The following is a 25,206-nucleotide window of genomic DNA, read 5'->3' as shown; positions in this document are numbered from 1 at the left end:
AGGGGGTTGATCGACCTTTCCAGGGTACGGCGCGGTGGAGGGCGGTCGGTGGCACGGACCCTGAGCGCGGTCGTGGACGACCGCGAGGAGGTCGTGGTCACGCGCGCCGGACACGAGCCCGTGGTCATCGTGGCGCTCGATGAGTACGAGTCCCTCAAGGAGACCGCGTACCTGCTCAGGAGCCCGGAGAACGCCCGCCGGCTGCCGGCTTCGATCGAACGCCTGGAGGGCGGCGGGGGCGCGGAGCAGCTCGACCGCGCCGGGCGAGGCGACGCGCAGGGGATCGACGTAGCGGTCCCGGGTGCCGGGGGTGGCCTCGGCGAGTACGCGAACTGGTGATCCCCTGCCCGTACGTTCCCGGCGGGCGGGGGTGCGGGGGGGAACGCATGGGCAGGGGTACTCGATTCGGCGCCTGAGTACGCGAGATGACGCCGGTACGCCGGTAAAGGGGGCGGAGGTCCGGGCGGCCCTTCCGCGTATCGCGGGGGAGATCCGGGCAGACCTTCTTCGTACCGTGGAGCAGATCTGGACAGGACCTGTCTTGCCGCGTGAACAACGACAAAAGCCACCCGTAGCCCTGCCGGGCCGTTCCCGAGAGACCGGAGTACCAGCATCGTGCGGACCCCTCGCCGCCTCGCCCCCTTCGCCCTCGTCGGGGTGCTCGCCCTGGCCGGATGCTCGGGTGGCACACCGACCGACGACAACACCCGGGCGACCGCGCCCGCCACCGTCGAGACAGCCACGGCCACCCCCACCGCTTCGGCCGCCCCCACAGATGCCCCGGCCCTCACCCCTCCCCCGACCCCCACGCCCGATCCGGTCGTGCCCGATCCGGTCGCGCCCGACCCGGTCATGCCCGCCCTGCACAGCAGGACCTATGAGCAGGCGCAGGCGGAGTTCACCCGCCTGGGTCTCTCCCCCGCACGCCTGACGGCCGCCGCCCAGCACAAGGACGTCGCCCTCTCCCGGGACCACGACGGCTGGTACGTCTGCGACACCAGCCCCCGGCCCGGCGCCCCGCTCACGGCCGCCACCACGGTCACCGTCAGGCTGGCGGAGGACTTCAGCGACTGCACGACCAGCTTCCACGGCTACCTGCACCAGGAGAACGACCCGGCCTTCACGCCCTGAGCGGCCGACCCGAGCCGTTTGCCGGAACGGCAAGTTCTCGTGCGGATCATGGCGGGCCTGACAACACTGGGCGGGCACCCCGACGGCGCGTGTACGCGTAGACGCGACAGCGCGCATCCCGGCAGAAGGAGCCCGCCCGATGAACACCTCCGACGCGACCGACGCCCGCGACACCTCCGACGCGACCGACGCCCGCGCCTCCTGGGACGGCGTCTACGCCGCCCGGCCCGTGGCCACCGACCCACAGCCGAACGTCCGGCTCACCGAGGTGGTCACGGACCTGCCGCCCGGCGACGCGCTGGAGCTCGGCTGCGGCGAGGGCGGCGACACGTTGTGGCTCGCGCGCCGGGGATGGCGCGTCACCGCCGTCGACGTCTCGGCCGTGGCGGTCGAGAGGCTCACCGTCCTGGCCCGCTCACTGGGCCTGGGCGACCGCGTCACCGCCGAGCGGCACGACCTGGGCGCGTCCTTCCCGGAGGGCCCCGAGCGCGGGTTCGGCCTGGTCACCGCCCACTACCTGCACACCCCGTACGGCCTGGACCGGGCGGCCGTCCTGCGCCGGGCCGCGCACGCGCTGCGGCCGGGCGGGCGGCTGCTGGTCGTCGACCACGGTTCGACCGCGCCCTGGTCGTGGAACCAGGACCCCGACGTACGCCACCCGAGCCCGCGGGAGGTCGCCGACGGCATCGCGCTCGACCCGGCGGCCTGGACGGTGGAGCGGGCCGACGCGCCCCGCCGGACCGCGACCGGCCCGGACGGCACCACCGCCGAGGTCACCGACCACGTCCTCGTCATCCGCCGCACCGCCGCCTGACCGGTGCCGGGCCACGTACGTCCCGCGAACGCGAAGGAGACCCGCCATGGCACCCCGTGACCACCGACGTGACACCCCGCCGCCCCGGACCGGCACCGGCGAGGCCGAAACCCTGCGCGGCTTCCTCGACTACCTGCGGACCTCGGTCGCCGCGAAGGTCGACGGCGCCCCGGAACCGGAGGTACGGACGGCCGCCGTGCGCTCCGGTACGAACCTGCTCGGCCTGCTCAACCACCTGACGTACGTCGAGCGCGCGATCTTCCTCGGGGACCAGGTCACCGACTGGCAGGCCACGTTCTCGGCCGCGCCGACGGACAGCGTGGCCGAGGTCGTCGCCCGCTACCGTACGGCGGTCGGGCGCGCGAACACCGTCCTCGACGGGTGCACCGACCTGGCCGCACCGGTCCCCCGGCCACGGCCGGGAAAGCCCGCGCCCAGCGTGCGGTGGGCGCTCACCCACATGATCGAGGAGACCGGCCGGCACGCCGGGCACGCGGACATCCTGCGCGAACTGATCGACGGTTCGACGGGCCGCTGAACCGCTCGCTCCCTCAGCGGCTCACGCCGTCACCACGTGCGCGCCCCTCGCGGGCGCCGGCGCCACCCGCGCGTTGCGGCAGGTCCCCGACGCCAGCAGCGCGTCGGCGACCTTGAGGGCCATCGCCTCGTCCTCCACCAGGAACGCCGTCGTCGGCCCGGACCCGGAGACCAGGGCGGCCAGCGCCCCCGCCTCCGTGCCGGCGGCCAGGGTGTCGGCGAGGGAGGGGCGCAGGGAGAGCGCGGCGGGCTGGAGGTCGTTGCTCAGAGCGCCCGCGAGTGCGCCGGAGTCGCCGGAGCGCAGGGCGGCCAGCAGCGCGGGCGAGGCGGTCGGTTCGGGGACGTCCGCCTCGGCCGTGAGCCGGTCGAACTCCCCGTACACCGCGGGCGTGGACAGTCCTCCGTCCGCCACCGCGAAGACCCAGTGGAAGGCCCCGCCGACCTCGATCGGGGTGAGCTTCTCGCCGCGTCCGGTGCCCAGTGCGGCCCCGCCGACCAGACCGAACGGCACATCGCTGCCCAACTCGGCGCAGATGGCCAGCAGTTCGTCACGGCTCGCGCCGGTCCCCCACAGGGCGTCACAGGCGACCAGGGCGGCCGCCCCGTCGGCGCTGCCGCCCGCCATGCCGCCCGCCACCGGGATGTCCTTGGCGATGTGGAGGTGGACGGCGGGCTCGACCCCGTACCGCTCGGCCAGCGCGAGGGCGGCACGAGCCGCGAGATTCGTGACGTCCAGCGGCACCTGGTCCGCGTCCGGGCCCGAGCAGGTGATGCGCAGCTCGTCGGCGGGGGTGGCGGTGACCTCGTCGTACAGGCCGACGGCGAGGAAGACGTTGGCCAGGTCGTGGAAGCCGTCGGGGCGGGCGGCGCCCACGGCGAGCTGGACGTTGACCTTGGCGGGGACGCGGACGGTGACAGCCGTACGCACAGGGACGCCTCCGGTTCGCGCGTGACTCATGCGGACACCTCCGGCTTGTTCTCCGCGATGGCCGCGAACTCCTCCACCGTCAGCGCCTCCCCGCGCGCCTGCGGCGAGACCCCGGCGGCGACCAGGGCGGCCTCGGCGGCGGGCGCGGAGCCGGCCCAGCCGGAGAGGGCCGCGCGCAGCGTCTTGCGGCGCTGGGCGAAGGCCGCGTCCACGACGGCGAAGACCTCGGCGCGGCTCGCGGTGGTGGCGATGGGCTCGGCGCGCCGGACGAGCGAGACGAGCCCGGAGTCGACGTTCGGGGCGGGCCAGAAGACGGTGCGGCCGATGGATCCGGCGCGCTTGACCTCCGCGTACCAGTTGGCCTTCACCGACGGCACACCGTAGACCTTGTTGCCCGGCCGGGCGGCGAGCCGGTCGGCGACCTCGGCCTGGACCATGACGAGGGTCCGCTCGATGCTGGGGAAGCGCTCCAGCATGGTCAGCAGGACGGGCACGGCCACGTTGTACGGGAGGTTCGCGACGAGCGCGGTGGGTGCGGGGCCCGGCAGTTCGGTGACCAGCATCGCGTCGGAGTGGACCAGGGCGAAGCGGTCGGCGCGCTCGGGCATCCGGGCCTGGACCGTGGCGGGCAGGGCGGCCGCGAGCACGTCGTCGATCTCGACCGCGATCACCCGGTCGGCCGCCTCCAGCAGCGCCAGGGTCAGCGAGCCGAGCCCCGGGCCGACCTCGACGACGACGTCGTCCGGGCGGACCTCCGCGGTGCGCACGATGCGGCGGACCGTGTTGGCGTCGATGACGAAGTTCTGACCGCGCTGCTTGGTCGGGCGCACGCCCAGCTTCGCGGCCAGGTCGCGGATGTCTGCGGGGCCCAGGAGGGCGTCGGGCTCTGTGCTGCTCACCCGGTAAGCCTACGGCCGCGGCGCGTCCACGGACTCGCCCCCCGCTGTGCGCGGGGCTTCTTCGCCCGGCACGCCTGCGCGGCGGCGGGCTCCGGTGACGCGCCGAAGCGTCGTGGCCGCACAGGGTTGCGCCGGGTTGCGGAGGGTTGCACGGGGTCCCGCCGGGTTGCACGGGGTCCCGCCGGATTGCACGAGGTCGCGGAGGCTCGCACGGGTCGCGGAGGGGTCGCACGGGTCGCGGAGGGGGCGCGCAAGAGGAAGGGTGCCCGTCCCCGGCGGTCCGGGAGCGGCGGTCAGAAGTCGAAGGCGCGTGCCGTGTTGTCGTAGACCGCGGCGGCCAGCGTGTCCTCGTCCACCCCCTTCACCTCGGCCATCGCGCGGAGCGTGACCGGGATGAGGTAGGGGGCGTTGGGCCGGCCTCGGTACGGGGCGGGGGTGAGGAAGGGCGCGTCCGTCTCGACGAGGACCAGCTCCGTGGGGGCGACGGCGAGCGCGTCGCGCAGCGGCTGGGCGTTCTTGAAGGTCACGTTGCCGGCGAACGACATGAAGTACCCGGCCCGCGCGCAGATCCTGGCCATGTCGGCGTCGCCGGAGTAGCAGTGGAACACGGTCCGCTCGGGCGCGCCCGCGTCGGCCAGGACCCGCAGGACGTCCGCGTGCGCGTCCCGGTCGTGGATGACCAGGGCCTTGCCGTGCCGCTTGGCGATCTCGATGTGGGCCCGGAACGACTCCTCCTGGGCGGCGACGCCCTCGGGGCCCGTACGGAAGAAGTCCAGACCCGTCTCCCCGACCCCGCGTACGTGGCCGAGGGCGGCCAGCGCGTCGATCTCCGCCAGCGCCTCGTCCAGCGCGGCCTTGCCGCCGGGCTCCCGCGCCCGCTGCCGCGCGGTGCCGTCGGTGCCCTCGACGTATCCGTGGACGATGCGCGGGGCCTCGTTGGGGTGCAGGGCCACCGAGGCGTGGACGGCCGGGTGGGCGGCGGCGGTCTCGGCGGCCCAGCGGGAGCCGGCCACGTCACAGCCCACCTGGACCACCGTCGTGACGTTCACGGCGGCGGCCCGAGCGAGGGCCTCCTCGACGGTGGCGTCCTGCATGTCCAGGTGGGTGTGGGAGTCGGCGACCGGGACCCGGAGGGGTTCGGGCAGCGGCGGGGCTTCGGTACGGCTCATGCGGACGACTCTACGAGGACCCGGTGCACCGGCGTACGAGGGCGGGGCACCGGCCCGCACTCGCGGGCGGGCTCCGCACCCTCGCGCGGGGAGGCACCACCGGTGACGCCGGGCCCGGCTCCCCCACCCCGCCGGCCGGGCCGGAGGGGCGCGTGCGAGTCATCCGACGCCGGGCTGCCGCGTCACCTGCGGTGGAACGGGTGCAGCAGGTCCGAGAACCGCCAGTGGCGCTCCGGGCTCGCGGCGGTGGCGGCGACCGCCCCGACGGGCTCGGCGGGCTTCGCCGCCCGGGTGGAGCCCCGCTGGGGCCTCAGCAGCTGCTGGGCATCGGCCACCCGCCCGGCCCCCATGATGCGCACCACGTGTCCGCCGCAGTTGGCGCAGGTGAGCGTGGAGAGCGGGGACGGCACACGCTCGCCGTCGGCCGTGTAGACGACGAACTCCTGACCGTGGACGTCCACGTGGTGCTCTATCTCGTAGGACTGCTCCCAGCCGTACCCGCACCGCATGCAGGCGAACGCGTAGGCCTCGTGGACGGTGGTCGCTGCGATCTCGCTCATACCCGCTCCTCTTGTCCGCCGGTCAGGCACTCCGGGGACGGCCTCCCCGCCCGAGGGGTTCGAACAGGCGGCCCGTCCCTTCCAGTGGACACCCGCGCACGGGCGGACGCACCAGATCAGAGCCGATATTGGTGCGTTCTTGGCCTCCTTTTGCCGCCCTTTGCCGCCGCATGGCCCGCGACAGGGCAGCCCATGACCGGCACACAGGGCACCCCGTGACCGGTGCCACGGACACCCCGTGGCCGGCAGACAACGCAGCCGTGCACGGGTGAGCGGACAGCCGGTGACCGGCAGACATCGCAGCGGCTCACGGGTGAGCGGACAGCCGATGACCGAGGGAGCGGGCAGCCGGTGGCCGAGGACCGCCGAGCGCCCCCGAACGCGCCCGCCCGACGGGTGAATGCGCCCGCGCACCACACCCGCACCGCCGCCCTGGACCGCCCCCGCGCCGGCCCCCGCGCCACCCCCTGACCGCCCCGAATCACCGCCCCTTTCATCACTCGCCTGGCCTATGAATTCGCCATTCAATTGAATGCACAATTTCCCCTTCTGCCGCGCCCCGATTTGCGGGCCCCGCATTTCTCCCTTTCACTCGGAACGTACGTCAACCCGAATTGCACGTACACCAACCCGATTTCCCACAGGATGGGGAGCACCCATGTACAAGACCGACACCACCGCTACCGACATCGAGTTCGACCTCGACGCGGCCCTCAACCCGGGCGAAGCCGAAGGCATCTACCGCGACTCCCGCGAGTGCGCCTTCCTCGCGCTCATCGCAGGCGGCGGCGCACTGCTGCTCTCGCCTCCGACCCCGCGCCCGAAGAAGGGCTAGTCGTCGGAACATGGACCAGACACATGCTTCGTCCCCCCTCGCGGGTGCCGTGCATGACCTGGCAACAGAGGTGGTCCTCGCTCTTCGGAGCGGGGACCACCTCGCCACGGTGTGCGGCGCGGCAGGAATCGACGAGGAGAACCGGACCGGAATCGCGGCCGTGCGCGTCATCGGCGCCGACCTTCTGCTGCCGAGTGTGCTTCACGGGCGTCATCCGCATCCGGGAGACGTCGCCGTGCTCGACCGGGCGGTACGGGAGTTCCCGCCCAAGCCCGACGCCCCGGCCGCCACGGCCTGGAGCCACTGGCACATGATCTCCACCCTCCACCGGATGGCGCCCCCGGCCCAGGGCGCCCCCGGGGTGTCCGCGGAGCCCGACGCCGACTGGCTGGAGGCCGCGCCCTGGCAGTCCTTCACGCACCAGCTCTCGGTCCTGGCCCCGCTCGCCGTACCGGCCACCCCCTCGGCCGTGCAGCGGGCCGCGGCGACGCGGGCGGTCGACCTCGCGCGCGGCTTCGTCCGTGCGGTGCGGCGGCGCGACTGGCTCCAGGCGGCGGGCGCGGGCCGCTGGCTCGCGGCCATCGGCGGCGCACCGGCCACCCTGGGCCTGGAGCGCGGCCTGGACTTCGTCGAGCTGATGGGCGGCCAGGACCCCCGGGTCACCCTCCACGTGCGGGCGGCCCGGCTGATGGCCGAGGCGAGGGCGCGATGACGGCGACCGCGACCCAGGGCCCGCAGGGCCGCCGCCCGGCCCCCCAGGGGCACCCGGGCGGCCGGACGTACCCGGACCGGGCCCCCCTGGAGCACACCCACACGTCCCCCGGCGCCGCGCTCGACGTCCTCCCGCACGTCCTGCGCGGGGCCCTGGCCTGGACCGACGCGCACCGGGCGGCCTTCGAGCTCCCGGACGACGTCCTGGAGGCCCACACCCAGGTCAACGCCACCCTCAAGCCCCTGGGCGAGCTGGCCCAGCTCTGCTCCACGGTCCGCCTCACCACCGCCCCCGGCACCCCGGAACACGAGGTGGCCGGGGATCTCGTCACGTACGCCTGGCAGCAGGTGGAGTCGGGCGGACTGCTCCTGGAGCTGCTGCGCACCGAGCCGTTCGCCGCCTACCCGTACGAGATCTACGCCGCCTTCGCCGGGTACGGGCTGCGCCACGAGGGGTTCGAGCGCCTCGCCCGTCCGCTCACCGCGACCCGCTCCTGGGCCCACACCGAGCAGCACGCCAACCGTCAGCTCGGGCTGGTCAACTCCGAGCGGCGGGTGGGGGTGGTGCCCCACACGGACGCGGGCGGGGTCCTGTCCCGGACCTGGCTGGGCGGGCTGCCGGAGCCGTGGACGTTCGAGGGCCCGTCCGGTTACTCGCTGACCCACACCGTCTTCCACCTCACCGACTGGGGCCGGATGCCCGACCGGGTGCCGGAGAAGACCGACGCGTACCTGCGGACCTGGCTGCCGGCGTGGGCCGACGGCTGTCTGGAGAGCGGCCAGTGGGACCTGACGGGCGAACTGCTCGCGGTCGCCGCCTCGCTGCCGGGCCCGGCGCCCCGGGAGCTGCTCGACGCGGTGTGGCCGGTGCTCGCCGACGTACAGCACGCGAGCGGCTGCGTGCCGGAGACCGGCGTACCGGTGCAGGACCCCACGCCCGGGGATCCGTACCCCTTCATCGACTGCTACCACTCCACGCTCGTGACGGCCTTCGCCGCGGCCCTGTCCCTGCGGTCGCTGCGCGGGGCGGACGGGGCCGTGGCCGTACCCGGCCGGGAAAGGCGGACCGCATGAGCAGCGGTATCCAGCAGATCCACGACGTCGGGGCGAAGTCCCTGGGCTGGCTGTACGAGCACCGGGAGGGGTTCCGGCTGGAGGCCGACCCGCCGCCGGAGGCGGGCTACCTGGACCGGTTCAAGCCGCTGGGCGAGCTGGCGCTGATCGGGAAGGTGATCTTCCGCGAGGGTGTGGCGGGCTCCCAGCAGTCCGCGCTCGCCCACAAGCTCCTGGACCACGCCTGGCACGACCTGCTGGGCTCGGGGGCGCGGCTGCTGGAGGGCCAGCGGCGCGAGCCGCTCTCGCCGGTGCCGCTGGAGGTCTACGTACCGTTCCGGGAGCTGGGCTACCGGCAGGCGGACCTGGAGACCGCGATCCGGCTCAACCACCGCCTCGCCAGCTGGACGGCGCTGGAGGTGCTGCCGGTGCGGCGGCTGGGGCTGAGCGCGATCGAGCGGCGGTTCGGGGTGGAGCCGAGCGTCCCCGAGACGGCGGCGCTCGCCCACACCTGGCTGGCGCGGCGGCCCGAGCCGTGGACGGTGGAGGGCCACATCGGCTACGACATCACGCACACGGTCTTCCACCTCACCGACTGGGGCGAGAGGCCGGCCGGGCTGCCCGCCGACATCGCGGAGTACCTGACGACGTGGCTGCCGGTCTGGCTGGACGACTGGCTCGACCTGAAGCGCTGGGACCTGCTGGGCGAGCTGCTGGTGGTGGACGCCTGCCTGCCCGAACCGACGCTGGACCCGGCGGCCTGGCAGGGGTTCGCGCAGGCGCAGCAGCCGGACGGGGCGATGCCGGTGGTGGGCGGGATGCCGGAGGGGGACGAGGAGGCGGTGTTCGACCTCGTCTACCACCCGACGCTGGTCGCCGCGTTCGCCTCCGCGCTGGCGATGTCCCGCGCCCTGTCCGACCTCAGCGCCCCGGCCACGGCCCCGGCATGACGGACGTGACGGACGCGGGGGGTGTGGGGGGCGTGACGAGCGCAGCGGGCACGGGGGACGCGGCAGATGCGGTGGGCGCGACCGCGTCGCCTCCGGGCGCCCCCGGCGCCCCCGGCGCCCCGGCCACCGCTCGCCTCCTCGCGGAGGCGGCCGGGCGGATCGACGCCCCGGACGTGGTGATCGCGGTCAGCCGGGGCGGAGTCCGTACGGTCCACACGGGCGGCACCGGGGAGCCGGGCCCGGTCCCCCGGGAGCGGCTGCACTACGAACTGGGCTCGGCGTCCAAGCCGTTCGCGGGGCTGCTGCTGGCCCGGCTGGTGGCGCAGGGGCGGGTGCGGTACGAGGACCGGGCGGCGGACCTGCTGGCCCCGGGCCTCCCGGTGCACCCGTCGGTGCGGCGGATCACGCTGCGCCATCTGCTCACCCACACCTCGGGGCTGCCGGGCCTGCCCGCCGACTTCTACCCGCAGGCGGTGCCGCGCTGGACGACGGACCCGTACGGCTGCTACCCGGCGGACCGGGTGGTCCGGGCCTTCCTCCGGGCCCGCCCGCGCCACCGCCCCGGCACCCGCTGGCACTACTCGAACTTCGCGGTCTCCGTCCTCGGCCACACCCTCGCGGCCGCCACCGGAACCCCGTGGGAGGTGCTGCTGCACCAGCAGGTACTGGCCCCGCTGGGCCTGGAGGCCACACTCCTGCGCCCGGCCCCCGACGGCACCGACGCGACCGGCCACCGCCGCGACGGAACCCCGCTGCCCGCGCTGGACACGGGGGGCTTCACGGCGGCGGGGGCGGTCCGCTCGACGCCGCTGGACCTGCTGACGTTCCTGGAGGCGCACGTGGGGGGCGCCGCAGCCTCGGACTCCCGGGCGGCCCCGGACGCGGCCCCCGCCGCCCCGACGGACCCGACGCTGGCGGCCGCGCTGGCGGAGGTGCGGCGGCCGTTGCTGCGGCGCGGCTGGCGGCACGCGCACACCCACACGCTGACGTGGTTCCGGCACCTGACCCCGTACGGCCCGGCCGTCTTCCACGCCGGAGCCACCCTCGGCCAGCAGGCGTTCCTCGGCTTCCGCCCGGATACGGGCCTGGCGGTGGTGGCGACGGCGACGCGGCGGGTGCACCGGAGGGACACGTTCGTGGCGACGGCGTACGAACTGCTGACGGAGACGCCGTAGTACGGGTACGGGTACGGGTGCAGGCGCGGATACGCGTACGAGTACGGGCGCAGGCGCGGCACAGGTGCAGGCGCGGGCGCCGATACGCGTACGAGCGCGGGTACGCCTACGGCTTGGGCGACGCCTTCCCGGCCTCCTTCCCGGCCTCCTTCTCCGCGTTCTTGGCCGCCACCACCGCGTCGAACACCTCGCGCTTGGGCAGCCCGGCGGCGGCGGCGACGGCGGCGATGGCCTCCTTGCGCCGCTCCCCCGCCTCCTCGCGCACGCGCACGCGCCGCACGAGCTCCTCGGCGTCCAGCCCTTCATCGCCGGAGTCGGTGGCACCCTCCACGACGACGGTGATCTCCCCACGCACCCCATCGGCGGCCCACACGGCCAGCTCACCGAGCGGACCGCGCTTGACCTCCTCGTACGTCTTGGTCAGCTCCCGGCACACGGCGGCGCGCCGCTCGGCGCCGAAGACCTCGGCCATGGCGGCGAGGGTGTCGTCGAGCCGGTGCGGGGCCTCGAAGAAGACCATGGTGCGCCGCTCTTCGGCGTTCTCGCGGAGCTTGGAGAGCCGCTCACCGGCCTTGCGCGGCAGGAACCCCTCGAAGCAGAAGCGGTCGACGGGCAGGCCCGAGAGGGCGAGGGCGGTGAGTACGGCGCTGGGCCCCGGCACGGCGGTGACGCGGATGTCCTTCTCCACGGCGGCGGCGACGAGCCGGTAGCCCGGGTCGGACACGGACGGCATCCCCGCGTCCGTGACCAGCAGGACCCGGGCTCCCCCGGTCAGGGCCTCGACGAGCTCCGGCGTACGGGCGGACTCGTTGCCCTCGAAGTAGGAGACGACACGCCCCGAGGTGTGGATGCCGAGCGCCTGGGTGAGCCGGCGCAGCCGCCGGGTGTCCTCGGCGGCGACGACGTCGGCCCGCTCCAGTTCGGCGGCCAGACGTGGCGGGGCGTCCGCCACGTCGCCGATGGGGGTCCCTGCGAGCACGAGCGTTCCAGTCGTTCCAGTCACATGAGCCATCCTCGCAGCACGGGCAGCGCCCTTCGGACAGATGCGTTCCCTACGATGGCGCGGTGACGAGTACCGCACCCGAGACCCAGCGGGGCCAAGACGCCGGGGAGCCGCTCGGCGAACAGCCGACCTCCTGGCAACGGCGGCTGCGCCGCTTCGGCCATGTCCCCCGCCCGGAGACCTCCCTCCGCGACCGCCTGGATCCGCCGTACACCCGGCCGGGGCGGCAGGTGTGGTCGGTGCTCGCGATCCCGCCGCACGTCGCCGAGAGGCTGGTGCGGTGGTCCGGCTGGGGCGGCCCGCTGCTGGTGACCCTGGTCGCGGGGCTGCTGCGCTTCTGGCGGCTGGACCAGCCGAACGCGGTGATATTCGACGAGACGTACTACGCGAAGGACGCGTGGGCGCTGGTCAACCAGGGGTACGAGGGTTCGTGGCCCAAGGACGTCGACAAGCTGATCCTGAAGGACCCCTCCTCGGTCCCGATCCCGACCGACCCGGGCTATGTGGTGCACCCGCCGGTCGGCAAGTGGATCATCGGGTTCGGTGAGCAGTTGTTCGGTTTCACGCCGTTCGGCTGGCGGTTCATGGTGGCGGTGCTGGGCACCGTCTCCGTGCTCCTTCTCTGCCGCATCGGCCGGCGGCTGTTCCGCTCGACGTTCCTGGGGTGCCTGGCGGGGCTGCTGCTCGCGGTGGACGGGCTGCACTTCGTGATGAGCCGGACCGCGCTGCTGGACCTGATCGTGATGTTCTTCGTGCTGGCGGCGTTCGGGTGCCTGGTGGTGGACCGGGACCGGTCCCGCCGCCGACTGGCCGACGCCCTGCCGGTGGACGCGGAGGGGGTGCTGCGCCCGGACGCCCGGATCGCGGAGACGCTGCGCCTGGGGTGGCGGCCGTGGCGCGTCGCGGCGGGCGTGATGCTGGGCCTGGCGTTCGCGACGAAGTGGAACGGCCTCTACGTACTGGCCGCGTTCGGCCTGATGACGGTGTTGTGGGACGTGGGCGCGCGGCGGACGGCGGGCGCGGCGAAGCCGTACCTGGCGGTGCTGCGCCGGGACCTGGTCCCCGCGTTCTTCGCCACGGTGCCGGTGGCGATCGTCACGTACGTCGTCTCGTGGACCGGCTGGATCGTCACGGACAAGGGCTACTACCGCAACTGGGCGGCCACCGAGGGCAAGGACTCCTCCTGGAACTGGCTCCCGGACTGGCTGCGGAGCCTGTGGCACTACGAGAACCAGGTGTACGACTTCCACGTCGGCCTGACCTCGGGCCACACGTACGAGTCGAACCCCTGGAGCTGGCTGGTGCTGGGCCGGCCCGTCTCGTACTTCTACGAGGAGCAGACGGGCTGCAAGGAGTCGGCCACGGGCAAGTGCGCCGCCGAGGTCCTGGCCATCGGCACCCCGCTGCTGTGGTGGGCGGCGTGCATCGCCCTCGCGTACGTGGTGTGGCGCTGGCTCTTCCGCCGCGACTGGCGGGCCGGCGCCATCGCGTGCGGGGTGGCGGCGGGGTGGGTGCCCTGGTTCTTCTACCAGGAGCGCACGATCTTCCTCTTCTACGCGGTGGTGTTCGTCCCGTTCCTGTGCCTGGCCGTCACGATGATGCTGGGCGCGATCGTGGGCCCGGCGGCGGGCACGGGCGCCCGAGCGGACCTGGGCCTGACGAGGCACGACCCGACCGGCGAACGCCGCCGCACCCTGGGCGCGATCGCGGCGGGCGTGCTGGTGCTCCTGATCATCTGGAACTTCATCTACTTCTGGCCCCTGTACACGGGGACGTCGATCCCGGAGGACTTGTGGCGGGACCGGATGTGGCTGGATACGTGGGTGTAGGGGCGGGCGGGTGAGGGGCCCCGTGAAGGTGACCGGGCTACGTGAGTTCCTTCCGCATCAACGTGCACATCGTCCTGTAGCGGCGCAGCGACCCATCAGGGGCTTGCTCGTCCCACGAGTCCGGCTGACGGCCGTACGCGACATAACCCAGCCTCTCGTACAGCGCACGTGCCCGGGGGTTGCTTTCCTCCACACCGAGCTCGGCCTGCCGCAGACCACGACTCCTGATCCGGAGTTCTGCGGCTTCAACAAGGAACGTGCCGATCCCGCACGACTGCAACGCGGGGTGGACCGCCAGCTGCCACAAAGTGCCGACCCCCTCCTTGGCCTGGTAGTCGACGCCGCCTTTCGCCACAGGGATGTCCGTTGCAGGGCAGACCGCAAGGTAGTCGACCTCGCCGGTCCGGACACGTTCCAACTGCTGGGCGACGCCGGCCAGGTGGCGGTCGGACCCTGCCCACCCGCACGACGCCAGGTCCGCATGCACCAGATCACGGGCTGACAGCTTCAACACAACGTCGATCATCTTCGGTACCTCCGCGAGCCAGCATCCATGCCGACCACCCAGGGCGCCAAGGCGTTTCCTCTGCCCACCCTCCTGGCTCACGGGCGGCGAGCGTGCCCCGTCGGCGCCGCAGAGGCGAAGACCTCCCCGGCCAGAGCGGGCGCCGCCATGAGCGGCATCGCCCCGCCTCCACAACGTCGCTCTCACCGGATGGACGAGCGAGCAGGACGACGATCGCCCTCCCCCGTACCCAACCGAAGATCAGTTGCAGGACAAGCCTTGGCCCGGGAACGTCGGGTGCGGGGGAGGCGAGGTGTGACAGGAGGGCCCGGCGGATGCGCCGGGCCCTCCGTGGTGTCGAGGCCTCAACCGCTGTCGGCGCTCGGGCGGTTGCGGCGGCGCAGCAGCGCCCTCACCCACAGCACCAGGCCGACGAGGGAGAAGATGATGGCTCCTCCGACGACCACGGGGATGGCTCCCATGACGAGGAACGCGAGCAGCAGCTCTCCCCACGTCGGCTCCTCACCCATCGTGCTTCCGCTTTGCTCCATGGACGCCACGACGCATGCGGGCAACGTTCAGTTCCGGATGGGCGGGCGGACAGATCCCGATGAGTGCGAAACGACATGCGGGTGGGCCGCGACGATAATGCGTCGCGGCCCACCCGCATGTGCAGGAGTCTGTTCAACCCACAGATTTCCTGACCCGGAAGAACCGGGAGACCCAAAGGCCGGAAGTCCGGAAGTCCGGAAGGCTCGAAGGCTGGAAGTCCGGTCAGGTCGGGAACTCTAGAAATAATGCTTGCGCCCACCGACCGCGCGCCCGCTGGCACCGAGAACCCACAGGACAGCGCCCACCACGATGAGGATGCCGCCGACCGTCGTCAGCAGCGACATGTTGACAAGCAAACCGATAATGAGCAGAAGAAGTCCAAGGAGGATCATGTCAGTTCCTATCGTCAAGTCTGGATAGGCGCTTTCACGCCTACTCTTCGCAACGGCCTCGCTGCACCCCACCGATACGTCCCGGCGACCATGGCCGCCAGGACCTCGTTGCGTTCGTTCTAGTGCCCGGCAATATCGGGTCCACTCATCGAACAGCTATCGAATGTGAGGAGAGTTCGAAGGCCCGCCCGGCCCCTTCCGATCGGCAGGCCCCGGCCGCCTGCCCACAGGACCACGGCGCTGCGCCCGCAGCCCCGCCCGCGCACTCGGTAGGCGCCCCGCGCACGCGGTACGCGTACGGACGCCCCTGGTACGGCGGCGATCGGGGGCGCCTCCGGCGGCCTCGCTCCGTGCGGCAGTTCCAGCGCGCCCATGCGCCCGGTCCCTGCTTATCCGCCACCCGGAGAGCGCTTTCCAGCCAAGCATTCCGGTCCGGTAACAACGCCGTCGGTGGCCGCGTCAACCCCTTAGGCTTCCTCACCGTTGCCCCTTGAACGCGTTCAAGGGGCACTCCTGGGGAGGGGGACTGCACAGATGCGCAGTGGAGCGAAGGTCGCCGTGATCGGCGGAGTGTTCATCCTGGCGGCCGGCGGGGTCGGCTACGGGGCGTACGACATGCTCGGGAGCGACGGGGGCGGAGACGGCGGCAGCGTCGCCTCCCAGAACGCGACGCCCGAGGTGAAGACGGGGCCGCCGAGCGCGGAGGAGATAGCCGAGACGTCGAAGGGGTTCTTCGACGCCTGGGCGGCGGGGGACGCGGCGAGCGCGGCCCTGCTCACCAACAACGAGGCCGGCGCGGAGCCCGTACTCGCCTCGTACGGCGAGAGCGCCCACATCGGCAAGGTGAGGATCACCCCCGGTCCGCCGGTCGGCACGAAGGTGCCGTACACCGTGAACGCCACCGTGTCCTACGGGGGGAAGTCCAAGCCCCTGTCCTACGCCTCCGAGCTCACCGTGGTGCGCGGGCTGACGACCGGGAAGGCGTTGGTCGACTGGGAACCCACCGTCGTACACCCGCGGTTGACCGAGGGCGCGACGCTGAAGACGGGTGAGTCGTCGACGGCGGCCATCGAGGCCGTCGACCGCAACGGGGTTGTGCTCACGAAGGAGCAGTACCCCTCGCTGGGGACGATCCTGGACACCCTGCGCCAGAAGTACGGGGCGTCCGCGGGCGGTTCGCCCGGCATCGAGACCTGGATCGATCCCGCCGGGGACGAGCAGGCCGACATCAACCTGCTGACCCTCGCCAAGGGCGAGCCCGGCAAGGTGCAGACGACGCTCGACGCCAACGTCCAGGCCGCGGCCGAGCAGGCGGTGAAGCGGTACGGCGAGTCCTCGGTGGTGGCGCTCCAGCCGACCACGGGCGCGATCCGGGCCATCGCCAACAACCGCGCCGACGGCTACAACGCGGCCATGAGCGGCCAGTTGGCCCCCGGTTCCACGATGAAGATCGTGACCGCGGCGATGATCATCCGGAACGGCCTCGGGAACATCAACTCGGCGGTGGAGTGCCCGTCCACGGTTCCGTGGGAAGGGGTGACCTTCCACAACCTCAAGGACTTCTCCATCAGCAACGGCACGCTGCGCGAGGCGTTCGCGCAGTCCTGCAACACCACCTTCATCAAGCCGGTCAAACCGCTCGGGGACCGGGCCGGATCGGCTCTGGGCCAGGAGGCCCGCACCTACTTCGGCCTCGGCCAGGACAACTGGCAGACCGGCGTGCCCTCCTTCGACGGCAGCATCCCGGAATCCTCGGGGGCCGAGACGGCGGCCTCGTACATCGGGCAGGGCAAGGTGCTGATGAGCCCCCTGAACATGGCGTCGGTGTCCGCCACGGTGAAGAACGGCGCCTTCAAGCAGCCGTACCTGGTCGCCCGTGAGCTGGACAACCGCACGTTCGCCACCGCGAGCCCGCTGCCGGCCGACGTGGCGGAGCAGCTGCGGCAGATGATGCGCTACACCGCAACCAGCCCCACCGGCACCGGCACCAAGTCCATGGCGAGCGTCGGCGGCGACAAGGGCGCCAAGACGGGCTCGGCGGAGGTCGACGGGCAGACGTCGAACAGTTGGTTCACCGGCTTCAACAACGACCTCGCCGCGGCGGCGGTCGTCCAGGAAGGCGGCCACGGCGGCGACGCGGCGGGACCGGTGGTGGCGGAGGTGCTGCGCGCGGGGGGCTGAGTGCGGGGGGCTGAGTGCGGGTGGATGAGCCCGGAAGGGGTCCCGGAAGGGGTGTTGGTGGGCGAGGCGATCCCGGCGGACGCCCCGTGGACCTCCGAGCCCACCGCCCCGCCGCACCACCGCCCTGCCGCGCCACCGCTCCGCCGCGCCACCGCTCCGCCGCGCCACCGCCCCACGCGACCGACCCACGCGACCGACCGCGTCCAGGCGCACGCCGCTGGGGCGAGGGTAGATACGCCCCCGCCCCAGGTCACCCGAGTGAAAGCCCGGTGCGGCTAGGGCGCGAGCCTGATCGAGTTGATCGGGGTCAGGTTCACGTCCCAGTAGGTCCAGGTGGGCATCTTCGCGCCGCAGCCGACCCCGTCGTACCCCGTGCACAGCTGCACGGTCGCCCCGCCGGTCTGGTTGTTGAACACCCGGTGGGTGCCGGTCTGGTTGTTGAGGTTGTAGACGCCGTACCGGTAGTACGTCGCCTCCGGCCGGTTGCCGTTCCAGGACGCGCCCGGGTAGATGCAGACGTACCCGGAGCGGCACCCCGCGTAGGTGTCCTGGGCGTCCTGGGTGTCGGACGCGCCGGCCTGCGCCCCCGCTCCCGTCGCCAGCACGGCCCCCGCCGTGAACATGAGCGTCATTGCCGCTCGTACGAAGTTGCGCATGTCGTTCCTCCCTGCCCCGGGCCTGGGCCCCTGGGCTCCCCTGTGGGACGGATGATTCCGGTTGTCCGGGTGGCCGCCCTGCGTCGTTCCCTCCCGCAGGGCGGCCACCCGGATGGCAGAAGCGTGGCAGTGCACCGGCCGCGCGCGCCGCACCCTTTCAGCAGGACGAAAGCGTCGCGTTCGGGAGGGTGAGACTGTCGGGTTCAGGAGGGTGAGGCTGCGCGTTCAGGGTGAGGCTGTCGCGTTCAGGAGGGTGGGACCGTCGTGGGCCGCGGCCTCGGGAGCAGCCGGTCCGACGCGCCGTCCCCGGTCGTCTCCAGTAGTTGCCGCCCGAGCGGCGTGGCGTGGTGGAGCACGCAGCGGCCCTCCTTACGGCAGTCGGCGAGGCCCGCCTCGCGCAGGATCACCAGCTGCTGGCAGGTGTTGGGGAGCGAGCAGCCGACCGCGAGGGCCAGTTCGGATGTCGTGGCGCAGCCGCGCGCCGCCACCTCGTACAGGAGCGCGGCGCGCGTCGGCCCCAGCAGCCGGGCGAGCGAGGCGCCGGGGGTCGCCGCGGGCAGCAGGAGCGGCTTCTCCACCGGGTAGACCAGCACCGGCAGCAGCGCCCCGTCGAACAGCGTGATCGGCTTGCGCCAGCAGAAGTACGACGGCACCAGGAGCAGGCCGCGCCCCGCCAGGTGGAGGTCCCGCTCGACCGGGTACGTCACCTCCAGGACGGGTGGGCTCCAGCGGGCCATCGGGCGGAACGTCTCCAGCAGCGCCCGGGTGCCGCCCGCCGCGAGTTCGCGGGAGCGCCAGGCGACGTCGGAGGCCACCGCCGCGTCGATCCACGGCCGGTACGGGGCCACGAACGCCGCCTCGTACGCCGTGAGCAGCCCCCCGAGCGCCCGCAGCGCCCCCGCGTCGCCCCGCGCGAGCTGCTCCGCCGCGAAGGGCCGCACCCCCGCCCGCACTCCAGCCCGCACCCCCGACCCCGGCCCCGCGTACGGCCGCCGCGCCCGCGCCTGCGACTCCGCGAGCAGCGTGAACTCCCGGCGCAGGCGGCTCCGGGGCGTCGACAGCACCCGGTCCACGCCCTGCCGCAGGTCGGCGTTGCCGCCGTCCACGGCGGGGGTCAGGAAGTCGGGGATGTACGGGCCGCACGGCATCAGGCTGCGCAGCGCAAGCGCGACAGCCCGGTCCACCCCGCCGCCACCTCCGCCCTCGCCGCCACCTCCGCCTCCGTCCCCGCCCGCGCCACCGCGGCCACCACCACCACCACCACCGCCTCCGCCCCGCAGCAGAGGCACCACCGCCCGCCGCCACGGCCCGAACGCGATCCGGCCCTCATCGGTCTGGAGCCGGCAGACGCTGCACACGATCTCCCAGAGCGGGTCGGGGCTCCGGGCGATACGGACGTACGCCAGATCCTGAGCGGTGAAATGGATGCGCAACACTATTTCCCCCTTGTCGCACTTTCCTGCACATATCGCCCTATCACTGTGGCGCGTGGGAGCGGAGTCGCGATCCGCACCCACCACTTCCGGCCAGGCACCGGTCAGGGATTGGCCGGATGACCTGGCGAAAGGGCGCGGGGGCGCACGGACAGGGTCGCGGGACCACCACGCGGAACTCCCTCGCATGCACCATGCACGGACCGCTAGCGTGCTGCCATGAGCACTCCCGACCCCGCTGCGACCCCCTCGGCCTCCCAGCCCCCTCAGGCTTCCCGGACCTCCCAGGCATCCCAGACCTCCCGGACCGCCCAGGCCTCCCAGGCCACCCAGGCATCCCAGGCCACCCCGGCCTCCCGGACCCCCGAGACCTCCCCCGCCGCCCCCCTCTCACACGCCCACCCCCGGTTCGCCGAGGCGCTGGCCGAGCTGGGCCTCCAGGTCGAGGTGCGCCGCTTCCCGGACGCGACCCGTACGGCGGCGGAGGCCGCGGCGGCGATCGGCTGCGCGCTGAGCGAGATCGTCAAGTCGCTGGTCTTCACGGCGGACGGCGTCCCGGTGCTGGTCCTGATGGACGGCTCCTCGCGGGTGGACGTCGAGCTGGTACGGCGTGAGCTGGGCGCGCAGAAGGTCAAGCGGGCCGACGCGGACCTGGTCCGGGAGACGACCGGGTACGCCATCGGGGGCGTACCGCCCTTCGGCCACGCGACCCGGACCCGGGTACTGGCCGACCGGCGGCTCCTGGACCACCCCGTGGTCTGGGCGGCGGCGGGCACCCCGCACGCGGTCTTCCCGCTCGACCCCAAGACGCTGATCGCCCACGCGGGCGCGACGATCACGGATGTGCGCGAGCCCGCCAAGTGACTCCGCTGGTCGCCCTCGCGGTCCTCATAGCCGCGATAACGCACGCCAGTTGGAACGCCATCGCGCACGCCATCAAGGATCAGCTCCTCTCCTTCACGCTGATCTCCGGCGGCGGCCTGCTCATCGGTGCCGCGCTGGCCCTCTTCGCCCCGTTCCCGGCGGCCGGGGCATGGCCGTACCTCCTCGTCTCGGCCGCGCTGCACGTGGCGTACATGATGCTGCTGATGCGGTCGTTCACCCTCGGCGACTTCGGCCAGATGTACCCGATCGCCCGAGGTACGGCCCCGCTGGTGGTGACCGTCCTGGCGGCGGTCTTCGTCGGCGAGCGCCCGGACGCCTGGGCGACGGCGGGCGTGGCGGTCGCCTCGGCCGGACTGGTCGGCCTGGCCCTCTGGGGCATCCGGGGCTCCGGCACCCGCCCGCACTGGCCCGCGATCGTGGCGGCCCTCGGTACCGGCCTGGCCATCGCCGGGTACACGACGGTCGACGGCGTCGGGGTCCGCGCGTCGGGCACACCGCTCGGTTACGTGGCGTGGCTGATGGTCCTGGAGGGCCTGGCGATCCCGGCGTACGCGTACTACCGCCGCCGCGCCCAACTGGCCGCCCAGCTCAAGCCGTTCGCGGTACGGGGACTGTTCGGCGCGGCCCTGTCGGTGGTCGCGTACGGGCTGGTCCTCTGGGCCCAGACACGGGCGCCGCTCGCCCCGATCGCGGCGCTGCGCGAATCGTCGATCATCGTGGGCGCGGCGATCGGGACGCTGTTCTTCAAGGAGCGCTTCGGGGCGCCGAGGATCGCGGCGGCGGGGCTGATGGTGGTGGGGATCGGGCTGATGCTGCACACGACAGGGTGATGCCCCCGCCCCTGCGGACAGGCAGGGACGAGGGCAGCGGGACGAGGCAACGGGACGTGTCCGGCTCAGACGGTCACCTTCGTGGACTTGCCGCCCGCGTCTCCGTCACCCCCGCCGGTGCCGTCGCCCCCGCCGGTTCCGTCAGCCCCGCCGGTGCCGTCACTCTCGCCGGTTCCGCCGGTTCCGCCGGCCTTCCGGACCCGTACGTACTCCAGGAAGTTGTTGAGCTCGCGCTTGACGACCGGGGCCAGCAGGTAGAGGCCGACGATGTTGATGACGGCCAGGGTGAAGAGCACCGCGTCGGCCAGGTCGATGAGGGTCTGAAGGGTGAGCAGGGACCCGGCGACGGCGAAGAGCGTGTAGACGCTCTTGTAGATGGTCTCGCTGGTGCGGCTGCGGCCGAAGAGGTACGTCCAGGACTTGAGGCCGTAGTAGCCCCAGGTGAGCACCGTGGAGATCGCGAAGAGCATGACCGCGATGGTGAGGATGTACGGGAACCAGGGCAGCACGGTGGCGAAGGCGTCCGAGGTGATCGTCACGCCGCCGATGGACTCGCCGTCGCGGGCCTCGCCCCAGCTCGCCGGGTTGGCGATGACGATGGTCAGCGCGGTCATGGTGCAGATGATGACGGTGTCGATGAACGGCTCCAGCAGCGCGACCAGGCCCTCGCTGGCGGGGTGCTTGGTCTTGACCGCCGAGTGGGCGATCGGCGCGGAGCCGATGCCGGCCTCGTTGGAGAACGCGGCGCGCTTGAAACCGATGATCAGCGCACCGAGCACACCACCCGCGACACCCTCGGGGTTGAACGCGCCCTCGATGATCGTGCCGATGGCGGCAGGCACGGCGGTGACGTTGACGAGGATGACGATGAGGCAGGCGACGATGTAGATGCCGGCCATCGCGGGCACGAGCCGGCTGGTGACCGAGGCGATGGAGCGGATACCGCCCAGCAGGACGATGCCGACGAGAGCGGCGACGAGGATGCCGAAGAAGAGCGCCCCGCCGGAGGAGCCCATCACCCCGCTCTCGCCGCCGGTGACGGAGACGAGCTGGGCGTAGGACTGGTTGACCTGGAAGAGGTTGCCGCCGAAGAGCCCGAAGAACAGGATCATGATCGAGGCGAGGACGGCGAGGACCTTGCCGAGGCTCTTGCCGTTCTTCCCGAAGCGTTCGGCCAGCCCCTTGGGCAGGTAGTGCATCGGTCCGCCGGAGACGGTGCCGTCGGCGTGGACCTCGCGGTACTTCACGCCGAGGGTGACCTCGACGAACTTGGTCGCCATGCCGAGGAGCCCGCAGAGGATCATCCAGAACGTGGCACCGGCGCCACCGATGGAGACGGCGACGGCCACACCGGCGATGTTCCCGAGGCCGACCGTGCCGGAGACTGCGGCGGTCAGGGCCTGGAAGTGGCTGACCTCGCCGGCGGAGTCCTTGTCGTCGTACTTGCCGCGCACGATATCGACGGCGAGACGGAACTTCCGTACCTGGACGAAGCCGAACCACCCGGTGAAGACGAGGCCGGCCACCCCCAGCCAGGTGACGATGAGCGGCACGTCCGCCCCGGCGATGGTGACGGAATAGAAGACGATGTCACCCAGCCAGTTGGCTATGGGCTCGAAGAACCCGCTGACGGACTCGTCGATGTTCTGCGTGATGGAGTCGACTGACACGTTGGCTACCTCGATGACGCGGGAGCGGCGGGCTGAGTGGGGGTCCTTCACCGGTCGATGTGCGGTGGGGGATGTCGAGCGAGCGTCGTTCTCCGGTTGGCGATCCGGCGTGTCTCATGGGGCGGACTACGACGACATCGCTCCGATCTGCTGCCGGTAGGAGCCCGGACCTCCGCGTCGGCAGTGGTTCTGCCTGCGAAGTTGGGCATTTGTACCACGGGGTTTACCGATTTTTTAGTGATGCGCTTCACATTAAAAGATAAATGGCGTGAAGATGCTGAGCAGGTCGCGTCATCGTTATGCGGACCGCGAAATACGTTTAACGGACACCTATCCCGACAGCAGAACGCCCCGGTCCGGCGACGGCCGAGGACCGGGGCGTGGTACGTGTGTATCCGTACGGGGGGGGCGGGGTCGGCGCCCGGCTCTGTGTACGGGGCAGGGGGCAGCGCCCGGCTGCGTACGGGCGGGGGGGGGGCAGCGCCCGGCTCTGCGTACGGGGCCGGGTCAGCGCCCGGCTGCGTACGAGACGAAGCCCGCCCATGCGGCGGGGGCGAGGGCGAGGCGGGGGCCCTGGAGGTTCTTGGAGTCACGGACGTGGACGGCGCCGGGGGCGGTCGCGACCTCCACACAGTCGTTGCCGTCGCCGCTGCTGCTGTAGCTGCTCTTGAACCACCGCAGCTCAGACGCAGAAGCGTCCTCGGCAGACAGCTTGCGGATCATGTCACTCCTGCAGAGGTCAGCGCGCTGCGGCGTACGTGATGAAACCTGCCCACGCGGCGGGCGCGACGGCGAGACGGGGCCCCTGGGCGTTCTTGGAGTCGCGGATGCGGATACCGTCCGGGGCGGCCGCGACCTCGACGCACTCGCTGCCGCTGCCGCTGTCGCTGTGACTGCTCCTGACCCACTCCAGCTCGGAAGCGTCCCCGGCAGGCGGCTTGCGGATCATGTCTCTCCCAGCACTTGCTCGATGAAGGCCCTCGACTCCCAAGGGTTGAGAGCCTGGGCCCGGACCATGCTAGTCCGACATTCGAGGATCCGGATCTGCTGCGGATCCGATACGGGGCGCCCGCCGAATGCGCCGTCGGAGCGTCCGACCGCCGTGCCGTCCTTGAACTTCAGCAGCTGGATCCCCCCGTCGATTCCCGCGTGTTCCTCGCGATCCATCGGCATCACCTGAACCGTCACGTTTCGCAACCCCCCTACCACCAGCAGGTGTTCGAGTTGGCCGCGCAGCACCATCTTGCCTCCGAGAGGGCGCCGCAGCACCAGCTCCTCCAGAACGAATCCGAGCGTCGGAGCGGGCGATCGCTCGAAAATGGCTTGGCGGGCCATACGCGCGGCCACCGCCCGTTCGATCTCTTCCTGCGGGTAAGCGGGTTGGCGCATCGCGAACAGCGCTCGCGCGTACTCGGGCGTCTGCAGCAGGCCTTCGATGCTGCTGTTGCTGTAGGTCAGCAACTCCACCGCCGCGGCCTCCAGCTTGGCCAGCTCCCGGATCTTCTTCGGGTACCGCACCTCCGCGATGTCCGCCTTCATCGCCGCGAGCTTGCCCTCCGCCCCCAGTGCCACGTCAGCGCCATCCATGAACTCCGGCCGGGGGATGCGATGACCACCCTCCACCTTGTAGATGAGGTCCTCCCCGTACCCCATCAACGCCCCCAGCTCCCCCGCCCGCATCCCCGCCGCCTCGCGCCAGGCCTTGATCTGACGGCCCACGGTGGCGACCACCGCCGCGCCCGACTCGTCGTCCGGGTCGACCTCCCAGCCGGGCTCGTCCGCCCCGACGTCCCCGCGCTCCGTACCGTCGCCAACCACGCTCATGCGAGCCTCACTTCCGACGTGCGTGCCGTTCCCACCTCAACGGTGCCCGTTGCCTGTACGTCACCCCGGACGGCCCGGACAACCCCGGACAAGCCTCGGACAGTCACCGTACGCAAGGGCTCCGTCACTTTTCACCGTACGCGGAGGCGGCCACGCTGAGTGACATGAACCAAGAAATCGTCCGCACCCAACGCCCCTCAACCGACCGGGCATTCACCGTGCTGCTCTCGCCCACCCGCCGGGGAGCCCGGCTCGCCCGGCTGCTCACCGTGGCCCATCTCGGCGCCTGGGGGATCCCGTCGGAGTCAGCGGCACACATCGTTGCCGAGCTGGCGGCGAACGCATCGGTCCACGGCCGCGTGAAGGGCCGGGACTTCATGCTGAGCCTCGCCATCAGCGGGCGAACGCTGCGGATCGAGGTCACCGACACCCGGGGCGACAGCGTTCCGCCCGGTCCGGGTGCCGTCAAAGCGCCCGAGGACGACTACGCGGAGAACGGGCGCGGCCTGCTCATCGTGGAGGCGCTGGCGAACCACTGGGGCATCACCGCCGGACCCGTACCGCGCAAGACCGTATGGGTCGAAATCGACCTCGTACGGTGATGGTGTCCACCGGGTCGTGCGGCAGCGCGATCCGGTACCCCGCGAAAACCCCCGACCGGGTCGTGCTCGACCGCGACGTGGC

28 protein-coding genes are annotated in these 25,206 nt (G+C 72.3%); 14 read left to right on the top strand and 14 right to left on the bottom strand.

Going from position 1 to position 25,206, the window contains the following annotated elements; translation table 11 throughout:
• Window positions 1–9: 9 nt before the first annotated feature.
• The 4 genes from AB0917_RS03450 (at window position 10) to AB0917_RS03435 (ending at window position 2,483) form a co-directional block, all read left to right on the top strand.
• Complete coding sequence (locus tag AB0917_RS03450; RefSeq protein WP_366817839.1) at window positions 10–339, top strand: type II toxin-antitoxin system prevent-host-death family antitoxin; 330 nt, start codon at window positions 10–12, stop codon at window positions 337–339.
• Window positions 340–615: 276 nt separating this feature from the next.
• On the top strand, window positions 616–1,131 hold the full coding sequence (locus tag AB0917_RS03445) for a PASTA domain-containing protein (RefSeq protein ID WP_366817768.1): 516 nt from the start codon (window positions 616–618) through the stop codon (window positions 1,129–1,131).
• Window positions 1,132–1,270: 139 nt separating this feature from the next.
• Window positions 1,271–1,945 (top strand): class I SAM-dependent methyltransferase, encoded by a 675-nt coding sequence (locus tag AB0917_RS03440; RefSeq protein WP_366817767.1) that lies wholly within the window; start codon window positions 1,271–1,273, stop codon window positions 1,943–1,945.
• A 46-nt stretch (window positions 1,946–1,991) separates the two neighbouring features.
• Window positions 1,992–2,483: a DinB family protein gene (locus AB0917_RS03435; RefSeq protein WP_366817766.1), complete on the top strand. Its 492-nt coding sequence runs from the start codon at window positions 1,992–1,994 to the stop codon at window positions 2,481–2,483.
• 21 nt (window positions 2,484–2,504) lie between these two features.
• On the opposite strand, the gene AB0917_RS03430 is transcribed toward AB0917_RS03435, so the two are convergent.
• From AB0917_RS03430 to AB0917_RS03415, 4 genes are all read right to left on the bottom strand, one after another.
• A complete protein-coding gene (locus tag AB0917_RS03430; RefSeq protein WP_366817765.1) occupies window positions 2,505–3,440 on the bottom strand; it encodes a 4-(cytidine 5'-diphospho)-2-C-methyl-D-erythritol kinase in 936 nt (311 codons plus the stop codon).
• Entirely contained in the window at window positions 3,437–4,309 is an 873-nt protein-coding gene (gene rsmA / locus AB0917_RS03425; RefSeq protein ID WP_366817764.1) for a 16S rRNA (adenine(1518)-N(6)/adenine(1519)-N(6))-dimethyltransferase RsmA, read from the bottom strand. Before rsmA ends, AB0917_RS03430 begins: the two co-directional genes overlap by 4 nt.
• A gap of 293 nt (window positions 4,310–4,602) precedes the next feature.
• Window positions 4,603–5,478 (bottom strand): TatD family hydrolase, encoded by an 876-nt coding sequence (locus AB0917_RS03420; RefSeq protein ID WP_366817763.1) that lies wholly within the window; start codon window positions 5,476–5,478, stop codon window positions 4,603–4,605.
• Between the two features lie 182 nt (window positions 5,479–5,660).
• A complete protein-coding gene (locus AB0917_RS03415) occupies window positions 5,661–6,038 on the bottom strand; it encodes a hypothetical protein (protein ID WP_366817762.1) in 378 nt (125 codons plus the stop codon).
• 658 nt (window positions 6,039–6,696) lie between these two features.
• On the opposite strand from AB0917_RS03415, the gene AB0917_RS03410 reads away from it, so the two are divergent.
• The 5 genes from AB0917_RS03410 (at window position 6,697) to AB0917_RS03390 (ending at window position 10,762) form a co-directional block, all read left to right on the top strand.
• Window positions 6,697–6,873, top strand: coding sequence for a hypothetical protein (locus tag AB0917_RS03410; RefSeq protein WP_366817761.1), 177 nt, complete (start codon window positions 6,697–6,699; stop codon window positions 6,871–6,873).
• Window positions 6,874–6,883: 10 nt separating this feature from the next.
• Window positions 6,884–7,585 (top strand): hypothetical protein, encoded by a 702-nt coding sequence (locus tag AB0917_RS03405; protein WP_366817760.1) that lies wholly within the window; start codon window positions 6,884–6,886, stop codon window positions 7,583–7,585.
• Window positions 7,582–8,658, top strand: a complete 1,077-nt coding sequence (locus AB0917_RS03400; RefSeq protein WP_366817759.1) for a hypothetical protein — start codon at window positions 7,582–7,584, stop codon at window positions 8,656–8,658. The genes AB0917_RS03405 and AB0917_RS03400 overlap by 4 nt, the downstream gene beginning before the upstream one ends.
• Window positions 8,655–9,587 (top strand): hypothetical protein, encoded by a 933-nt coding sequence (locus AB0917_RS03395; RefSeq protein WP_366817758.1) that lies wholly within the window; start codon window positions 8,655–8,657, stop codon window positions 9,585–9,587. Before AB0917_RS03400 ends, AB0917_RS03395 begins: the two co-directional genes overlap by 4 nt.
• Window positions 9,588–9,658: 71 nt before the next feature.
• A complete protein-coding gene (locus tag AB0917_RS03390; protein WP_366817838.1) occupies window positions 9,659–10,762 on the top strand; it encodes a serine hydrolase domain-containing protein in 1,104 nt (367 codons plus the stop codon).
• 106 nt (window positions 10,763–10,868) lie between these two features.
• Here AB0917_RS03390 and rsmI read toward each other — a convergent pair whose 3' ends face one another.
• Window positions 10,869–11,774, bottom strand: coding sequence for a 16S rRNA (cytidine(1402)-2'-O)-methyltransferase (gene rsmI / locus AB0917_RS03385; protein ID WP_366817757.1), 906 nt, complete (start codon window positions 11,772–11,774; stop codon window positions 10,869–10,871).
• 53 nt (window positions 11,775–11,827) lie between these two features.
• On the opposite strand from rsmI, the gene AB0917_RS03380 reads away from it, so the two are divergent.
• Window positions 11,828–13,594, top strand: coding sequence for a phospholipid carrier-dependent glycosyltransferase (locus AB0917_RS03380; protein WP_366817756.1), 1,767 nt, complete (start codon window positions 11,828–11,830; stop codon window positions 13,592–13,594).
• Between the two features lie 37 nt (window positions 13,595–13,631).
• Here AB0917_RS03380 and AB0917_RS03375 read toward each other — a convergent pair whose 3' ends face one another.
• The 3 genes from AB0917_RS03375 to AB0917_RS03365 form a co-directional block, all read right to left on the bottom strand.
• Window positions 13,632–14,120 carry an N-acetyltransferase gene (locus tag AB0917_RS03375; RefSeq protein WP_366817755.1) on the bottom strand — a complete coding sequence of 163 codons (489 nt, stop codon included), beginning with the start codon at window positions 14,118–14,120 and terminating at the stop codon, window positions 13,632–13,634.
• Between the two features lie 344 nt (window positions 14,121–14,464).
• Complete coding sequence (locus AB0917_RS03370) at window positions 14,465–14,650, bottom strand: hypothetical protein (RefSeq protein ID WP_366817754.1); 186 nt, start codon at window positions 14,648–14,650, stop codon at window positions 14,465–14,467.
• Window positions 14,651–14,887: 237 nt separating this feature from the next.
• Window positions 14,888–15,043 (bottom strand): hypothetical protein, encoded by a 156-nt coding sequence (locus AB0917_RS03365; RefSeq protein WP_366817753.1) that lies wholly within the window; start codon window positions 15,041–15,043, stop codon window positions 14,888–14,890.
• A gap of 534 nt (window positions 15,044–15,577) precedes the next feature.
• On the opposite strand from AB0917_RS03365, the gene AB0917_RS03360 reads away from it, so the two are divergent.
• Entirely contained in the window at window positions 15,578–17,224 is a 1,647-nt protein-coding gene (locus AB0917_RS03360; RefSeq protein ID WP_366817752.1) for a penicillin-binding transpeptidase domain-containing protein, read from the top strand.
• 275 nt (window positions 17,225–17,499) lie between these two features.
• On the opposite strand, the gene AB0917_RS03355 is transcribed toward AB0917_RS03360, so the two are convergent.
• Both AB0917_RS03355 and AB0917_RS03350 read right to left on the bottom strand, forming a co-directional pair.
• Entirely contained in the window at window positions 17,500–17,880 is a 381-nt protein-coding gene (locus tag AB0917_RS03355; RefSeq protein WP_366817751.1) for a hypothetical protein, read from the bottom strand.
• Between the two features lie 245 nt (window positions 17,881–18,125).
• Complete coding sequence (locus AB0917_RS03350) at window positions 18,126–19,316, bottom strand: ArsR family transcriptional regulator (protein ID WP_366817750.1); 1,191 nt, start codon at window positions 19,314–19,316, stop codon at window positions 18,126–18,128.
• 417 nt (window positions 19,317–19,733) lie between these two features.
• Between AB0917_RS03350 and AB0917_RS03345 the strand changes: the two genes are divergently transcribed.
• Window positions 19,734–20,177, top strand: coding sequence for a YbaK/EbsC family protein (locus tag AB0917_RS03345; protein WP_366817837.1), 444 nt, complete (start codon window positions 19,734–19,736; stop codon window positions 20,175–20,177).
• Window positions 20,174–21,028: a DMT family transporter gene (locus AB0917_RS03340; protein ID WP_366817749.1), complete on the top strand. Its 855-nt coding sequence runs from the start codon at window positions 20,174–20,176 to the stop codon at window positions 21,026–21,028. The genes AB0917_RS03345 and AB0917_RS03340 overlap by 4 nt, the downstream gene beginning before the upstream one ends.
• A gap of 65 nt (window positions 21,029–21,093) precedes the next feature.
• On the opposite strand, the gene AB0917_RS03335 is transcribed toward AB0917_RS03340, so the two are convergent.
• From AB0917_RS03335 to AB0917_RS03320, 4 genes are all read right to left on the bottom strand, one after another.
• Window positions 21,094–22,698: an alanine/glycine:cation symporter family protein gene (locus AB0917_RS03335; protein ID WP_366817748.1), complete on the bottom strand. Its 1,605-nt coding sequence runs from the start codon at window positions 22,696–22,698 to the stop codon at window positions 21,094–21,096.
• 507 nt (window positions 22,699–23,205) lie between these two features.
• Complete coding sequence (locus AB0917_RS03330) at window positions 23,206–23,421, bottom strand: DUF397 domain-containing protein (protein ID WP_366817747.1); 216 nt, start codon at window positions 23,419–23,421, stop codon at window positions 23,206–23,208.
• 16 nt (window positions 23,422–23,437) lie between these two features.
• Window positions 23,438–23,647, bottom strand: coding sequence for a DUF397 domain-containing protein (locus AB0917_RS03325; protein ID WP_366817746.1), 210 nt, complete (start codon window positions 23,645–23,647; stop codon window positions 23,438–23,440).
• Window positions 23,644–24,522 (bottom strand): helix-turn-helix transcriptional regulator, encoded by an 879-nt coding sequence (locus tag AB0917_RS03320; RefSeq protein ID WP_366817745.1) that lies wholly within the window; start codon window positions 24,520–24,522, stop codon window positions 23,644–23,646. The genes AB0917_RS03325 and AB0917_RS03320 overlap by 4 nt, the downstream gene beginning before the upstream one ends.
• Window positions 24,523–24,686: 164 nt before the next feature.
• Between AB0917_RS03320 and AB0917_RS03315 the strand changes: the two genes are divergently transcribed.
• Window positions 24,687–25,124 (top strand): ATP-binding protein, encoded by a 438-nt coding sequence (locus AB0917_RS03315; RefSeq protein WP_366817744.1) that lies wholly within the window; start codon window positions 24,687–24,689, stop codon window positions 25,122–25,124.
• Window positions 25,125–25,206 lie beyond the last annotated feature (82 nt).

The organism is Streptomyces sp. NPDC007346, from assembly GCF_040703535.1.
Taxonomy (GTDB): domain Bacteria; phylum Actinomycetota; class Actinomycetes; order Streptomycetales; family Streptomycetaceae; genus Streptomyces.
Note: the sequence above shows the minus strand (reverse complement) of the source record. Positions and strands in the feature narration are given on the sequence as shown.